Source organism: Clostridium sardiniense (assembly GCF_050584765.1).
Lineage (GTDB): Bacteria > Bacillota > Clostridia > Clostridiales > Clostridiaceae > Clostridium > Clostridium sardiniense_A.
This window is the reverse complement of the sequence record NZ_JBNOOR010000001.1, coordinates 699,621-715,575: the sequence shown is the minus strand read 5'-3', so window position 1 is coordinate 715,575 and position 15,955 is coordinate 699,621. Positions and strand designations below refer to the sequence as shown.

Here is a 15,955-nt window from a genome sequence, read left to right as displayed (position 1 = left end):
CTACTCCTTCTCTTTTTAATTAGTTTCTTTTAATATTTGAGTTAAAACATTTTTAAGAAGCTTCATATTATCTGAAGAACTATCTAAACCTTCATCTATAACCTTATTAACCTCTCTATCCATGCCTATAGAATTTAAAAACTCATCTTTATCTCTTACTTCATATCCAACTTTTCTTATATATACTAAGTTCATTGGTGATACGTTATCAGAAGTCATTCCTTTTCCAATAGATCCGCTACCAAGTGTCATTGATGGGAAAAGATTTGTTGTAGCACCCATACTTCCAAATACTCCTGAAGTATTTACTAAGATTCTTCCAACTGGTTTTTTTAGTGCAAACTGTTTAATTACATCATCATCATTTGAGTGAATTATAAGAGTGTGCCCTTGCCTTTCACTTAATAGTAACTCTATACATTTCTCACAAGCATGCATCCAATCATCTTCCACATAGAATGAAAGTATTGGGCAAAGCTTTTCTCTCGAATGAGGATTATCTAAAGATACAAACTTTTGACTTGATATTAAAACCTTTACATTAGGTGCAACATTAAACCCAGCTCTTTTCCCTAAAAATTCTGGTGATTTTCCAATAAACTCTTTTTCAAAATTTCCATACTTATCAAAAAGAATTTTTCCAAGAGCCTTAGATTCGTCTTCGCTCATAAAGTAAGCTCCATTTTTAATAAGCTCATTTTTTACTTCATTTGCAATAGGACTATCTACAACTATCGATTGTTCTGCACCTGAGACCACTCCAAAGTCAAAACTTTTACTATCTATAATATCTTTAACTGCCTTTTTAATATCAGCAGTTCTCTCTATGAATGCAGGTCCATTGCCTGTCCCACCGTAAATAACTGGTTTTCCACATTTATCTGAAACTTTCAATAATTCCTGTACACCTGTGTTCATAACTAATGAAGTATCTCTATGCTTCATAAGTTCTAAAGATCCACTATCTGATACTGTACTAAGATAAGAGATAGCTCCTTCTGGAAGCCCATACCCTTCAGCTGCTCTTATTAAAATGTCTAAAGTTCTCTTCATGACATTTTTCGCTTTAGGATGAAGTGCAAATACTATTGCATTTCCTGATTTAACTGCTATTACAGCATTATAAATTATAGTTGAAACTGGGCTAGTCATAGGGCAGAAGGCTGTAATTACACCAATAGGTACTCCGATGTCAGTAGTTTTATTTTTTTCATCTTTTCCTATTACGCCTACACATTTCATCCCATCTAGTTTTTTCTTAAGATAAAAAACTACAAACTTATCTTTTATTAATTTATCTTCTACTTTTCCCGAATCTGTCTCTTCAAAAGCTAATCTCGCTAATTCACTATCATACTCTTTAATCACTTCAAGCATGCGGTTTACTATCTCATCTAACTTTTCTTGTGGAAATGTAGCTAAACTTCTTTGAGCCTCTCTTGCATTTTCAACAAGTATTCTAGCTTCTTGCATGGAGAGCAAATCATTATCTATAATATTCATTCTCTTCTCCCCTTTTCTAAAACTCTATTAAAGTGCTTCTATAGCATACTTATCTATTATTTTTTGAAGATCATTATGAGGTCTTGCTATAACTACTGAACTATAAAGATTTCCATCTTCCATCTCTTCTACAGCTCTAACACCTGCATCTACAGCAGCTGTGCAAGCTCCAACATCTCCTGTTACTATAACTGAAATATAACCAGATGCCACGTTTTCATAACCGACTAATTCAACGTCTGCTGCTTTGCACATAGCATCTGCTGCTTCTAGAGCGAAAACTAGTCCAAACGTTTCAATTAATCCTATTGCTTCACGTCTAATCATATTAACCATTTCCTTTCTATTCATCGATATCATGAACTGATACTATTTTTCCAACTTCTCTAATTGGTCTTGGCATAACATTTTTTGCTGTAAGTTTTCCTATAGCCCCTGCAGCTTCTGCTCCAACTTCTACAGCAGACTTTACAGCAGCGACATCACCTTTAACCATTATAGTAACAAGAGTTGAACCTATATTTTCGTATGAAACTAATTCAACATTTGCAGCTTTAAGCATTTTATCTGCTGCTTCAAGTGCAGGAACTAAACCTATTGTTTCTACAAGCCCTAAAGCTTCATCACCATAATATTTCATCTGAAATACCTCCATTTTAAATTAATCTCTTATATAATTATTGATTGTAGCTTTGCTCTCTTCATTTGCATAATAAAAGATAATAAGCTCTTCATTGTGATCTAAATCAACTCTAGTTTCTTCGATTAATCCGTTAGCTTCTGCTGTTAATAAGGCATCTATTATAGCCGCTTTAGTAAATGTTTTAAAGCTTGAATAATCTTTTTTTAAAGCTTCCATTACATCTGATGCTGAAGCTTCTCCTACTTTTGTGAAATGCTTTAATATAGCGTAATTTAAAGGTTTCATAAATTTTACGCCTCCTTCTTTCTGAAAAAATCTAAAGGATTTGTAGCTATAGTTAATATTCCAAGCATCATTATTATTGCTCCTATCCAAGCTACTGCTGGTAATGACCATCCTTCAATTCCTGAGATAACACCAAGAATTAAGTAACAGAAAAATGGTCCGAAGAATGAGTATGTACCATTACAAGCAGTTCCAAGTCCAGCACCACACATACTGTTTCCTTTATACCAAGACATGAAAGTTAAGAATGTTAATAATCCACTTAATACAAACCATATCATTGCAGGTCCGCTAGTGAATGCTTGAATAACTAAGTTTTTAGAAATCTCTAACCCTCCAGCTAAAAGTCCCATTATAGGCACTACTATGAAAAGGTTCGCTATTCCTGATGTTAATTGACGGATACAAATTCCGATTTGTGGATCAACCATTGTTGAAGCATATCCAGCAACACATCCTTCAAATCCCCAGCCTAAAGCTGCTATAACTGCTATAAAAATTCCTAAAAATACAGTTCCTGAAACTCCTCCTGAAAAACCTGTACTTCCTATTAAGAAACTAGCAAATACGCATATTACAATTCCTACTGCCATACGTTTTGTAATTTCTTGCTTATAAAGTATTTTTCCAAGTATCGCTGCTATTGCAGGACAAAGAGCTGATATTGGAACTATGATTGGACCCGCCATTTGAAGAGCTATAACGTAAGCTGTTCCTGCAACTGGTCCCCCTAAAAGTGCTGCTCCTATGATTATTCTTCCTGGTTTAGAATTTAAACATCTTATAAAATCTTTGAATTTACCTTGTACTAATGAATTCCCAATTGCCCAAAAAGCACTACACGTATCATTAATTGCATTTCCAAGTGCAGCAAGTAAATAAACTACAACAAATGCTGAAAGTCCAGCTGTGTTTGCTCCATACCAATCTGCCCAAACTCCTTTGCTCATTCCCATTGTTAAGAATGCTGTATAAAGTCCGTACGCAACACCTGAAAATAGTGCTATTGCAACTCCCTTTTTAAAGAAATTGCTTTTCATTTTTTCTTTCAATTCCATAGCTTTGCTAGCTCTTTTATCGCTAGCATTACTTTTAGAATTAACTCCTACTGATATCTCCGTCATAAATAAGGACTCCTCCCGTTTAATTGATTTATAAATAAGCTGATTGCTTCGTTAAAATTTTAGCAATCATTTTACTTTTAAACGTTTACTTTTAAAGTGTAATTGTGCTTATAAAATTATTTTTCATTGGAATATTTTGTATACTTCTTATTTTTATCTTTGTTCTCTTCGATTTAATTATAAGCCCTCCCCCTAACTTAAAGGTCAATACTAAGTTTTGTCTTTTTATAAATGTTATTTTTTATAAAAAACTGCTCTTTTTTATAGTTTTTAATCATATTTTTTCAAATTTCTGAGAATTATGAACTAAAATATAAAAAAAGGTTATATAAAAAACCTTGTACCTAAGGGTAACCTTTTTTATATAACCTTTAAATTTAATCTAATTTTTTATTTTTATCATAACTTCTGTGACAAAATTTCTACTATCTTTGCTTGTCCAATAATCTACTACGTATCTTTCGTAACATTCACCTTCACATTTATAATTATGTAGTTTTATCCAATCTTTTATTTTTTTATAAGTCTCATTAATATTATCATGAGAACCTATATGATAACATGATGCTACTAAGTTTCCTCCAAACTCTATGGTTTTTTCTTTTTCACATTTTATAAGACCTTGCTGAATTATTCTCATAGTTTTGCAAGTTCCTTTAATCTTTTCTTCGTAAGATGGAAATTGTATTATAACCGGTCCTGTAATTGCATTTTCAATACTTTCGATATAGTTAGTAAAATCAATATTTATTATTGAATCCATATAATCGTAATTAAACTCTTGATCTAGATATAACATATCAATCTTATTTAGATATTTAGCTGATACTTCATTTAAATTATTATCGATAACCATCTTTGCTTCTTTAACTAAAGAATGCCAATCCCTTATAGATTGCTTTTTTAAATTTATATTTCTCTCAGCTTCTTCAAGTTCTTTAATTTTCTCTCGGAAATTCTCCTCAATTTCAGTACATTTAGATTCACAAATTAGATTTTTAATTTCTTCAAGTTTAAAACCACTTTGCTTATAGTACTTTATTACTGGAATAGACAGCATATTGCCTTTACTATAATATCTGTATCCGTTTTCATTCTGTACAGCATCAGGTGATAAAACGCCGAGTTTATCGTAATACCTTAATGTTTTTTTACTTATCTTGCAAATCTTCTCCACTTTCCCAATATAATACATTTCATTCTTCATATCTTATCCCCCTTACCTTTTGTTAACCTATAGTTAAGATTGTTAACTATTGTTAATATATCCTTATCATATTGGTAATTCAATATATATACAATACTTATTTAAAATAATTATGTTAATAATTTTTAAATATAAAAAAATATGTAAAAATAGAGGTTAAGCATATAGTTGCTTAACCTCTTTATTTTAAATTCCAATTACTTTATCTAATAATATTTCTAAATCTTTTCTAGAAACTTCCCTAGGGTTTGAACTAGTACATACATCTTTTAACGCTGCATCTATTATTTCTTCTCTAAAATCATTAACTAACTTGATATCTACTCCAAGATCTATTAAATTCTTAGGAATAGATAAATCCCTTTTTAACTTAATTATATTTCTTATTAAGTTATTAACTCCTATAATAGTGCTGCATGAGTTTATATCTAAAATTTTTGCAAGTCTTTGATATTTTAATGCAACTAAATCATATTCTTGTATATATGAATTATTATCAATATTAGCATTAAACTCCATAACATAAGGAAGTATTATAGCGTTGGCTTTTCCATGAGGTATATGAAGCTTACCTCCTATAGCATGTGCTAAGCTATGAGTTATTCCAAGTCCTGAAGCATTAAATGCCATACCTGCAAGGCAAGATGCATTATGAAGTTTTTCTCTAGAAACTATATTTCCTGGTTCATTATAAGCTAATGTTAAATTATTAAAGGCTAAACATAATGCTTTTTCTGCTAAAGCGTCTGAGAAATCATTAGAATTTTTTGAAACATAGGCTTCAATAGCGTGAGTTATTACATCCATACCAGTATCTGCCGTTATAGATTTAGGAACTGTTTTAGTAAGCTCTGCATCTAAAATAGCAACATCAGGTAGAAGTGATTTATCAGTTAATGCATATTTTAAATTTTCTTCTTTGTTAGTTATTACTGCATATTCTGTAACTTCTGAGCCTGTACCACTTGTAGTTGGTATGGCGTAAAATTCTATCGTTTTTGAATCCTCTTTAAATAGATTATTGTAGTATTCACGAATAGCTTTAGCTCCGTCTATTGATGAGCCTCCGCCTAGAGCAATGATTATATCCGCATTTAAATCTTTAAGTTTTTGAACTCCTAGCGCAACTATTTGAACGCTAGGATCTGGAACTATATCGCTGAAAATAGAAATTCTACAATTATTTAATTTATTTGAGATCTTTTCTGCTGTTTTACTCTCTTCCATAAACTTATCGCATATAATCAGTACATTTTTATTTGAGATTTCACTTAATTTATTTAAAGCTCCTTCTCCAAAATATATTTTAGTTTTTAAACTAAATTCTTTCATTTTTATCTTCTCCTTCTTATTAATTAAAAGATAAAAATAAGATTTTAAAGTATACGTTTCCAACGTGTTCATATTTACATTGTATCACTTTTTTTATCAATATAAAATAAAATAATAAAAATTCACCTAAAAAAATAAAATATAACCGATAGAATCGAGTTTTATTCCCCATATATTGTGATTATTTTAAAGTAAATCAATTTTTAACTGTTGGAATTAAAAAAAGATGACTCCTGTTCAATACAGAAATCATCTTCTTACCGTTGCCTAGACTTTTTTAACCATCCTTAACAGATGGTACAGATTAATCAATCAGCTGCTTTGTATATAATAAATTTATTTTCTATCTTTTATTAATTGAATCTACTTAATAACTTTTCAAATTTATATAACTCTACATTTAAAAGTAAAATTATACTTCACTATAAACACTTCTTAGTAATTCTATCTCATTTTTATAGCCTTCAAGTTCATTAGGTGTTTCAAGGAAAAATGGTAAATGACGTAACTTAGGATGATTTATTATTCTCTTAATAGCTTCAAGTCCAATATTACCTTCACCAATCTTTTCATGTCTATCTTTATGACTTCCAAAAGGATTCTTACTATCATTTAAATGGATTGCACGTAGCCTATCTAATCCAATTATTCTATCGAATTCCTCTAAAACTCCATCTAAATCATTAACAATATCGTATCCAGCATCATAAACGTGACATGTATCAAGACATACACCCATGTGATCTTTTAATTCAACTCTATTAATTATTTCTGCAATTTCTTCAAAGGATCTACCAACTTCTGTACCTTTTCCAGCCATAGTTTCTAATAATACAGTTGTTGTTTGTTCTGGCTTAATAACTTTATTTAGCATATTTACAATATAATCTATTCCAACTTCTACCCCTTGCTTAACATGGCTTCCTGGATGGAAATTATATAAGCTATTTGGTAAATACTCCATTCTAACTAAATCATCAGCCATCATCTCTAATGCAAACTCTCTAGTTCTTTCATCTCCTGAACAAGCATTTAATGTATATGGTGCATGTGCTAATATTGTAGCAAATTCATTATTCTTTGCTATCTCCAAAAGTCCTGCAACATCTTTTTCATCTATTTTCTTAGCTTTTCCACCTCTAGGATTACGTGTGAAAAATTGAAATGTATTAGCACCAATTCCAAGTGCTTCTTTTCCCATATTTTCAAATCCTTTAGTTGTTGATAAGTGACATCCTATATTTAACATTCGTTTATCCTCCATTTATATCAAAACCATAAGTTTTAATCTCTGCTTTATTCCATATATAAAATAATACTATAAACTAATATCCTTTTGCAACGAATAATTTATATTATTTAATAATTTAAATTACTTTTTTGATTTAAATAATCTTTTAATAAAAAATTTTATCTTATATATTATTTCTACCTTCTAACTCAAGGACTTTTTTAATGCATTCATCTGTTTTAAAATCTCCAGTTTTCTTAGGCTTATTTACTATTATATCTGGATCTGTCTTATGCTCTTCATTACATGTTCCATCACTTGTAGTTCCCATCTCTTTAGTGAAATTAAATACTAAACCACTATTAGGTAACATCATTAACATAGGATCACTTCCAATACCGTCACCTTTAGTTTTTTCTCCAATTAATGTTGCCATACCTGTACTTTTAGTAAATACAGCTAAAGCTTCTGCTGATGAAAATACTTTATCATCAACAAGTAAATATATTTTTCCTTTAAAATTTATTGATGAATTCACCTTTTCAACAGAATCTTGATGCTTAAGGTAACTTTTAAAATCTCTAGTAACTTCTGGTGGTAATTTTTTAAGGTTGCTTGTGTCTAGCTTTTCTATTGGAATGCTAACATTTTTATTATAATTTAGAAATTCACTTATTAATTCACCATCTTTATAAAAGGAATAATAATCAGTATGATAATCTCTACTAACTATATTGCTAAAAATGTAATTCCAATATCTTGAATCTCCACCTCTATTACCTCTAATATCTACTACTAATGCACCATAATCTTTAACCTCTTCTAAATACTCTAATATAGCTACTTTATCATTTTCAATATATGAGCTATTATTCATTAATGGTATTTCTATATACCCTATTTCTCCATTAATTATATCTTTAAAGCTTAGTTTTTCATAAAACACACTATCTTCTTTTTCTAATTCTTTTACTTCTCTACTTAATCCATATCTTCTTAAAGCCTTTTTATTATTTAAAACTTTTCTATTTAACTCATACCACGATCCTGTTGGTACTTTATTATATATATTTCTAAATTGCTCTAGTATTTCCTTATTCAATATATACGAATGTGAATTATTTAAATCTTTTACAATAGTTTTTATAGCTGTTTCAAAGTCTTCGTCACTTTCACATTCTTTTATCATATCTTTATACTCATCTTTATTTTTTTCAAAATCTACTCCATTGACTCTTTTATTAACATCTAAATATGGATAATTATCTATTATGGAATCAAATAAATAATTAAAATCCTCCATCATTTGGCTTTTTGATAAATCCTTTCTACCTCCAATAACTACAAATATAGTTATACAAATAATTAGTATAACTAAGATACTTCCAATTAATTTCTTTTTCATAAATCTCTCCCTTCTCCCCAAATTATATTTTACCATATATTTCAAGTTGATATTTAATATATTCTTTTTCAAATACAAAAGCAACTAGCATATTAATCTGCTAGTTGCTTTACATATTTAATCTTATTAATTTATAGCTTTTGTTACTTAACTAATGTATATAAACTCTTGTCCTTAGGTAAAATATCAGCTATATCTTTATTTGCTAATACATGTAATTCATGTAATGCTCTTGTACAAACTGTATAGAATAAATTATTATCATTTTCTCCAAAATAATTTTCACCATCAGCAACAATAACTCCATCGAATTCTAACCCCTTAGCTAAATAAGATGGTATAACATTAACTCCTATCTTAAATTCAGCCTTATCATCATCGATTAAATTTATAGAAGCATTTACTTCTTTAAGTCTATTATAAATTTCTTCTGATTTGGATTTATTCTTGCAAATAACAGCTATTGACTTATATCCCTTGTCTGTCATTTCATTTATAATACCTGATATCTTACTCTCTAGTTCACTCTTTACTACATGAATTTTAGGATTTTCACCCTTTCTTTCAATAGCTTCAATAGGCTCATGAGTATCTAATAGTTCCTTAGTAAAGCTTGTTATATTAAATGTTGAACGATAACTCTTAGTTAAAATTGCCTTCTTTACATTATTGAATATATTTATTATCCCGTCTTTATCTTTAACATTAGAATGCTTATCTATTCTTTGATTAAGGTCTCCCATAATTGTAATTGAAGCATCTTTAAATGATTGTTTTATTACCTCATAGAATAATGGACTATAATCTTGTGCTTCATCAATAAGTATATGTTTTACTTGGCTGTAACTTCTAAAGCCTTCCATAGCTGCTCTTATATATATAATTGGAGTTATATCTTCATATTTTACTTCTCCATAACTTATATATTTTAATGTAAGCTCTTTAATATCACCTACATCTTTACTTGTATATCTAGATATATTTTCCCAAAGCATCTTATATATAGCTACATTGTTTAATGTGCTTATCATTTCATCTATTTGAAGTTCAACTTGTTCTTTGCAATAATCATAAAATTGTTTTTTATCGTCTACATACTCAAAATCATCATTATTTGCTAAATATTTAGTTTCAACTTGAGAGAATATACTTTCTTTTATAACCTTTATTCTATTTAAAAATGGGATATTTTCAAATCTTCTTAAGAATGTATTCTCTACAGCTTTTCTGTTTAAAATTTGTTTTCCATCAATAACTATAGGTTTAACTTTAATTAATAATCTTGGAATATCTCTAATGAATTTATTTAATACTTCCATAAATTCTGTAGTATTTTTATATTCCATTCCAATAGTTCTTAATTTAAATTCTTCATCCTCATCACTTTGTGAGTAGATATAGTCTAAGTGTTCATTCTTGCTTTCATATATATAATTAGATGGTAGGAATGTCTTTGAATATATTTCAAAAGTAGTTTGAAGTATATTAGTCTCACCAAGTTCAGGTAAAACATCAGATATATAGTCTGCGAATACTTCATTTGGACTGAATATTAAAATATTATCTGCTTTAAGCTCTTTTCTGTGCTTATATAGAATATACGCAGCTCTATGCAGTGCTATTGAAGTCTTACCAGAACCAGCTGCCCCTTGTATAAATAGAACTTTACTATCATCATTTCTAATAATATCATTCTGCTCTTTTTGGATAGTCGCTACTATATTTTTCATCTTATCAGTAGCATTTCCTCCAAGCATTGAACCTAATGCTTCATCACATAATGATTCATTTGAGTTATGCATAAATACTATTTCACCATTTTTTATATTAAACTGTCTATTAAATTCAATTGTTCCAGTTACCTTTCTAGCTGGTGCTTCATAAAAAGCTGGTCCAATTTCAAAGTCATAAAACATTGCTGAAACTGGTGAACGCCAATCAAAAACTAGAAACTCAAAATTCTCTTCATCTTCAACACTAGATAATCCTATATAAAAGCTTTCTGCAGCTTCTCCATCTTCCCTAAAATCTAATCTAGCAAAATAAGGTGAATTAAGCTGTCTTTCTAAAGTTCTTATTCTATTTACTTTTCTTGAATGCATCTTCTCTTGTAGTGCTACTTGGCTACAATTATCATTTATCTCAATCTCGTCTAATTCACTTCTATTATCCCAAAGAAATTTTCTGTGCTTTACTATTTCTTTGTCTTGTATTTCACTTAAATCAGTGTATTTACTTAGTAATTCTTCTATTGTTTTTTGTGTTAATCTTAAGTAATTTTCTTCATCTAAATGTTCTTTACCTATTAGCATATTTAAATTCTCCCTTATATAAACGTCATTAAATTTTAAATTGTATAATGAAATATGTCAAGCCTTATAATGAATTTAATCCTGCAACTTTCTGAATAAATAATAAAAACTGTTTAATTTAATTAAACAGTTTTTATTAAAATAAGGTATTATTATATACTTAATTATTCTATTATCATAAATGTATTTACATAAAACTTATTTACTTCAACACTTCTAAATCTTATTTTTTATATCAAGGCATCTTATTTAAACATAATGGATTTAATGCTTCCTTTATACTCTCTATACTTGATCCAATACTACTTTCAACTGAAGCTGTAATTACGCCTTCTACAAGAGCAGAATCTATAATTTCTATTTTTTCTTTATCTATATCATCTTCTAAGAAATCTATTGCCATCTCTGCATTCATATATGCACTTCCAAGATCAAAAAGAATTGCTACTCCATCCTTTGAGTAAACACTTTTTATAGCTTCAGATATTTTTTCTATATCTGTACCAATTCTGCCATCATTTGTTCCACCAGCTGCTATAATTGGAGCATTTGGTGCCATTTGAAGAGCCATTTCTACTAATCCTTCTGCTATTTTTTCACTATGTGATATTACAACTATTCCTACCATATCTATACGTCTCCTTTATCATCTTTTCTTTAGACTTCTTCATATATAGTTTCTAATATATAAAGACAAGATGTAGCTCCGGCATCTTGATGCCCTATACTTCTGTCTCCTAAATAACTAGCTCTACCTTTTGTTGCTTTTATTGTTTTTGTATAGTTAACTCCTTCTTCTGCGGCATCTTTCCCCTTTTTAAGGACTGTTTTTGGGTCATCTCCATTATTTATTGATTCTTCCATAGCTTTTATGGCAGGTTCTAATGCATCTATCATTGTCTTTTCTCCATAAACAGCTTTACCTCTTTGCTTTATTCCTTCAAGTCCTGCTTTTAATATATTTAAGAAGTCATTTATATTAATATCACTCTTACCACTGACCTCCATAGCCCCCTTCATGAAAGCTGTTCCATAAAGTGGTCCTGATGCTCCACCTACATTTGATACTAAAGCCATTCCTGCTTTTTTTAATATATTTCCTATATTCTCTTCATTATCATCCTTTAATTTGCAAACAACTGCATTGAAACCTTTGCTCATATTTAATCCATGATCACCATCACCTATAGCTGCATCAAGTTCTGTAAGGTACTCTTTATTATCATCTATTTTTACATTTATTTTATTTATTACTTCTATAACTCTTTTTCCATCCATTTTTATTCCTCCATAAATAACTAATTAAATTTAATTACATTAAAATACTTTAAATGCTGGTGTATCAGCCTTTGCATCTAATAACCCTTTAAGTTCATCATCAAGTTTTAATATTGATACTGAACAACCTGCCATTTCTAGTGAAGTCATATATTCTCCAACAAAAGTTTTATGAACCTTTATACCTTTTTCTTCTAACATTTCTTGAACCTTTTTATTTACTATATAAAGTTCCATAAGTGGTGTTCCTGAAAGTCCATTTACCATAACTGCAACTTCATCACCATTTTCTATAGTAATATCATTTAATATTTTATTTACTAACTGTTCTGCTATATTATCTGCTGTAGAAATCTTTTCTCTATGAGTTCCTGGCTCTCCATGTATCCCCATTCCTATTTCAATTTCATCTTCTGCTAATGTAAAGTTAGCTTTTCCTGCTGCTGGAACTATACATGATGTTAATGCCATTCCCATACTTCTAACATTTTTAATTACTTTATCTGCTACATTCTTAACTTCTTCTAATGATGCTCCCTCTTCTGCCTTAGCCCCTGCAATCTTATGAACAAAAACTGTACCTGCAATCCCTCTTCTTCCAGCTGTATAAAGGCTATCTTCTACTGCCACATCATCATTTACAACAACAGCTTTAACATTTATTCCTTCCATATCAGCCATATCTTGTGCCATCTCAAAATTCATTATATCTCCAGTATAATTTTTTATTATAAGAAGTACTCCTGATCCATTATCTACTGCTTTTATAGATTCATATACCTGATCTGGAGTTGGTGATGTAAATACAGCTCCACATACAGCTGCATCTAACATTCCTTCTCCTACATACCCTGCATGTGCTGGTTCATGTCCACTTCCACCACCACTTACTAAAGCAACTTTCCCTTCACTTTTAGAATTCTTTCTTACTAATACATCAAATCCCTCAACTCTCTTTAAGTAATCAGCATGTGCATAAAGCATTCCTTGTAACATATCTTCTAAAACATTATCTGGATTATTTATTAACTTCTTCATAATTATAAAACTCTCCTTTATAGTTATTCTCTTTTATCTTTATGCCTATAGTAATAGCATTTATTATGCCAAAACTACAATTATTTAAAATATGTTCAGTTAATATCTCTTAACCGCCTTGTTCCTTAAGGCTTTTAAAGAAATAAAAAAGAGATGCCTTTATATACATCTCTTTCTTAAAATTCATTTTCGTTGGTAAAAAGTATCAATATGATATTTTTTACCTTGATACTTTTTCCCAACCAATTCTTTTTTCTATTCCATACTGTCTTGCTTTTGCTGCTACTGTTTTATGAGTTAAACCTAATACTTTTCCAGCAGCATTAAAACTCCCATATTTTTTTAATGCTTTTTCTATTATTAACTTCTCATACTCTTTCATAGGCAAAACATCATCACTTTCTAATATTAGCTCTTCTATATAATCATTACTTATTCTACTTACTTCTTTAAATTTGTCATCTTTTCTCTCAGATTCTTTTGTGCTTTTTAGGTACAGAGGTAAATCTTCATAATCTATATAATTTTTATCAGTAAGTGTTATTACTCTTTCTAAAATATTCTCAAGTTCTCTAACATTTCCAGGCCATGAATAATTTAAAAAGGCTTCCATAGCTTCATTATTAACTCCAGTTATTCTTTTATTTATCTCCTTACTTATTTTTTCTATAAAATGCCCTATTAAAAATGCTAAATCTTGTTTTCTCTTTCTTAAGGGAGGAATATGTATTGGTATAACATTTAATCTGTAATATAAATCTTCTCTAAATTCTCCATCACTAACCATTTCCTCTAAATTTCTATGAGTTGCAGTTATAATTCTAACATTTATTTTAATTACTTCATCTCCACCAACTCTAGTAAATTCTTTTTCTTGAAGCACTCTTAAAATCTTTGCTTGCATATTCTTTTCCATCTCACCAATTTCATCTAAGAAAATTGTTCCGTTATTTGCAAGTTCAAATTTTCCAAGCTTTCTTTTTATAGCACCTGTAAATGATCCTTTTTCATGTCCAAATAATTCACTCTCTAGAAGATTTGATGGTATAGCTGCACAATTTACTCTTACGAATGGTCCTTTAGCATTATTAGATGAAAAATGAATTCCTTCTGCTATAATCTCTTTCCCTGTACCACTTTCTCCTCTAATTAAAACTGTGGCATTTCCTCTAGCAGCCTTCTTAGCTATAGCTAAAACATCTATAGTCTTTCCACTTTTACCTATAAATTTATGAAAATCCTCATTATCCTTAGTTCTTAATAGCTCCTCTTCTAAATAATTTTCTTTATCAGATAATTCATTTAACATCTGCCACAAAACTTGAACCTCAGAAAGCTCTTTCACTACCGAAACAGCGCCCCTTACTTTATTATCTATTATTATTGGGTTTACGTTTTCAATTAATGTAGACTCTTCTTTTCTTCTATCGATATGATTAGCTATACCTTTTCCACTCTTTAAAGCATCTACTTTAGCTTCATTTCCTGGTAAATCTTTTATGTTCTTTCCTAATATATTTTCTTCACCTTCATTAAACAAATTAGAATAGTTCTTATTTACATAAGTTATTATTCCTTCTTTATTTACAAAGCAAATTCCATCATTTACATTTTCTAAAATAAGTTGAAGTCTTTCTTTAAGTTCTTCCACTTCATAAAGCTCCGATTTTATCTTTTCTAAGTTTGAAATATCCTCAAATACTGATACTACACCTTTTAATTTTCCTTCTATAATTATTGGAGTTATATTGTTAAATATTATTTTATCATTATGTAATTGCTTTATACCAAGCTTTGCTTTCTTTTCTTTTAATACAATCGGTATAAAAGATTTTGGCAGTACCTCTGAAATCTCCTTTCCAACTACATCGCTATAATTAATACCTAGTATCTTATCAGCTGAAGAATTAGTCATAATTATATTTCCGCTTTCATCTACAACAACTACTCCATTTGCTGTACTTTTAATAACTTGCTCCCATGTTATATTGTTATCTTCTATTATATTATCTATTTGTTTTTGCTCTTCATCATCTATATGAAAGTCACTATTTAAAAACTCTTCCAGCTCATATAAAGCTTTTTCCTCATTTCCACCATCAGCTTCTATTATTATATTTTCTCCCTTTTTTACTTTTAATAATATTAATGGCATAAGACTTGTTGCTGATATACTTTTTCTATCTTTATACTTTATAAATAATTTTGTATCATACTTCTTATTTAATTCATTTGCTTTATGGACAAGCATAGCTATAATTCTTGCATGAAGACCTTTTTGCGGTTTTATCTTTACAACTCTCTCTTTCATTTTATCCCCTACTTTTTAAAACTTATATATTTGTTTAATTCTATATAAATATTATATCAATTTTTTATATTTTATTTAAATATTAACCTTTATTTTAAATGAATATTGCTAATTGATTAGTTTTTGAAAAAGGGGCTATAATATAAATCTTAGTAATTTCAAGATAAATAACTGTAAATATTCATAAAAAAGAGAAAGTATATTTGTATAAATATACTTATTATGAAATACCTTCTGGATTTATTATCCATAAATTATATATAATACAATATATAGACTAATAAAT

14 protein-coding genes are annotated in these 15,955 nt (G+C 29.2%); all 14 read right to left on the bottom strand.

Translation table 11 applies throughout. From position 1 onward, the window contains the following. Nucleotides 1–15: 15 nt before the first annotated feature. Nucleotides 16–1,503 carry an aldehyde dehydrogenase family protein gene (locus tag ACQPUW_RS03480; protein ID WP_430836109.1) on the bottom strand — a complete coding sequence of 496 codons (1,488 nt, stop codon included), beginning with the start codon at nt 1,501–1,503 and terminating at the stop codon, nt 16–18. Between the two features lie 27 nt (nt 1,504–1,530). Next, nucleotides 1,531–1,830 carry a BMC domain-containing protein gene (locus ACQPUW_RS03475; RefSeq protein ID WP_204594495.1) on the bottom strand — a complete coding sequence of 100 codons (300 nt, stop codon included), beginning with the start codon at nt 1,828–1,830 and terminating at the stop codon, nt 1,531–1,533. Between the two features lie 16 nt (nt 1,831–1,846). Further along, complete coding sequence (locus ACQPUW_RS03470) at nt 1,847–2,143, bottom strand: BMC domain-containing protein (protein WP_204594494.1); 297 nt, start codon at nt 2,141–2,143, stop codon at nt 1,847–1,849. Between the two features lie 21 nt (nt 2,144–2,164). Beyond that, the gene (locus tag ACQPUW_RS03465; RefSeq protein WP_430836108.1) at nt 2,165–2,431 is read right to left on the bottom strand and encodes a hypothetical protein; all 267 of its coding nucleotides are present in this window, start codon (nt 2,429–2,431) and stop codon (nt 2,165–2,167) included. Between the two features lie 5 nt (nt 2,432–2,436). Beyond that, entirely contained in the window at nt 2,437–3,489 is a 1,053-nt protein-coding gene (locus ACQPUW_RS03460) for a hypothetical protein (protein ID WP_430837270.1), read from the bottom strand. A gap of 448 nt (nt 3,490–3,937) precedes the next feature. Then, entirely contained in the window at nt 3,938–4,762 is an 825-nt protein-coding gene (locus ACQPUW_RS03455; protein ID WP_430836107.1) for a MerR family transcriptional regulator, read from the bottom strand. Between the two features lie 186 nt (nt 4,763–4,948). Further along, on the bottom strand, nt 4,949–6,094 hold the full coding sequence (locus ACQPUW_RS03450) for a 1-propanol dehydrogenase PduQ (RefSeq protein WP_430836106.1): 1,146 nt from the start codon (nt 6,092–6,094) through the stop codon (nt 4,949–4,951). A 412-nt stretch (nt 6,095–6,506) separates the two neighbouring features. Further along, nucleotides 6,507–7,343, bottom strand: a complete 837-nt coding sequence (locus tag ACQPUW_RS03445; protein WP_430836105.1) for a deoxyribonuclease IV — start codon at nt 7,341–7,343, stop codon at nt 6,507–6,509. A 166-nt stretch (nt 7,344–7,509) separates the two neighbouring features. Next, nucleotides 7,510–8,730, bottom strand: coding sequence for a S41 family peptidase (locus ACQPUW_RS03440; protein WP_430836104.1), 1,221 nt, complete (start codon nt 8,728–8,730; stop codon nt 7,510–7,512). A 143-nt stretch (nt 8,731–8,873) separates the two neighbouring features. After that, the gene (locus ACQPUW_RS03435) at nt 8,874–11,042 is read right to left on the bottom strand and encodes a HelD family protein (protein ID WP_430836103.1); all 2,169 of its coding nucleotides are present in this window, start codon (nt 11,040–11,042) and stop codon (nt 8,874–8,876) included. A gap of 235 nt (nt 11,043–11,277) precedes the next feature. Beyond that, a complete protein-coding gene (dhaM, locus tag ACQPUW_RS03430) occupies nt 11,278–11,670 on the bottom strand; it encodes a dihydroxyacetone kinase phosphoryl donor subunit DhaM (protein WP_430836102.1) in 393 nt (130 codons plus the stop codon). Between the two features lie 29 nt (nt 11,671–11,699). Further along, on the bottom strand, nt 11,700–12,326 hold the full coding sequence (gene dhaL, locus ACQPUW_RS03425) for a dihydroxyacetone kinase subunit DhaL (RefSeq protein WP_430837269.1): 627 nt from the start codon (nt 12,324–12,326) through the stop codon (nt 11,700–11,702). A gap of 33 nt (nt 12,327–12,359) precedes the next feature. Beyond that, nucleotides 12,360–13,358, bottom strand: coding sequence for a dihydroxyacetone kinase subunit DhaK (dhaK, locus tag ACQPUW_RS03420; RefSeq protein ID WP_430836101.1), 999 nt, complete (start codon nt 13,356–13,358; stop codon nt 12,360–12,362). Between the two features lie 220 nt (nt 13,359–13,578). Then, the gene (locus ACQPUW_RS03415) at nt 13,579–15,669 is read right to left on the bottom strand and encodes an HPr family phosphocarrier protein (protein WP_430836100.1); all 2,091 of its coding nucleotides are present in this window, start codon (nt 15,667–15,669) and stop codon (nt 13,579–13,581) included. Nucleotides 15,670–15,955 lie beyond the last annotated feature (286 nt).

Excerpts from the sequence above, each read along its gene's own strand:
- ACQPUW_RS03480 (WP_430836109.1), bottom strand. The coding sequence starts at position 1,503 with ATGAATATTATAGATAATGATTTGCTCTCCATGCAAGAAGCTAGAATA.
- ACQPUW_RS03475 (WP_204594495.1), bottom strand. The coding sequence starts at position 1,830 with ATGATTAGACGTGAAGCAATAGGATTAATTGAAACGTTTGGACTAGTT.
- ACQPUW_RS03470 (WP_204594494.1), bottom strand. The coding sequence starts at position 2,143 with ATGAAATATTATGGTGATGAAGCTTTAGGGCTTGTAGAAACAATAGGT.
- ACQPUW_RS03465 (WP_430836108.1), bottom strand. The coding sequence starts at position 2,431 with ATGAAACCTTTAAATTACGCTATATTAAAGCATTTCACAAAAGTAGGA.
- ACQPUW_RS03460 (WP_430837270.1), bottom strand. The coding sequence starts at position 3,489 with ATGGAATTGAAAGAAAAAATGAAAAGCAATTTCTTTAAAAAGGGAGTT.
- ACQPUW_RS03455 (WP_430836107.1), bottom strand. The coding sequence starts at position 4,762 with ATGAAGAATGAAATGTATTATATTGGGAAAGTGGAGAAGATTTGCAAG.
- ACQPUW_RS03450 (WP_430836106.1), bottom strand. The coding sequence starts at position 6,094 with ATGAAAGAATTTAGTTTAAAAACTAAAATATATTTTGGAGAAGGAGCT.
- ACQPUW_RS03445 (WP_430836105.1), bottom strand. The coding sequence starts at position 7,343 with ATGTTAAATATAGGATGTCACTTATCAACAACTAAAGGATTTGAAAAT.
- ACQPUW_RS03440 (WP_430836104.1), bottom strand. The coding sequence starts at position 8,730 with ATGAAAAAGAAATTAATTGGAAGTATCTTAGTTATACTAATTATTTGT.
- ACQPUW_RS03435 (WP_430836103.1), bottom strand. The coding sequence starts at position 11,042 with ATGCTAATAGGTAAAGAACATTTAGATGAAGAAAATTACTTAAGATTA.
- dhaM (WP_430836102.1), bottom strand. The coding sequence starts at position 11,670 with ATGGTAGGAATAGTTGTAATATCACATAGTGAAAAAATAGCAGAAGGA.
- dhaK (WP_430836101.1), bottom strand. The coding sequence starts at position 13,358 with ATGAAGAAGTTAATAAATAATCCAGATAATGTTTTAGAAGATATGTTA.
- ACQPUW_RS03415 (WP_430836100.1), bottom strand. The coding sequence starts at position 15,669 with ATGAAAGAGAGAGTTGTAAAGATAAAACCGCAAAAAGGTCTTCATGCA.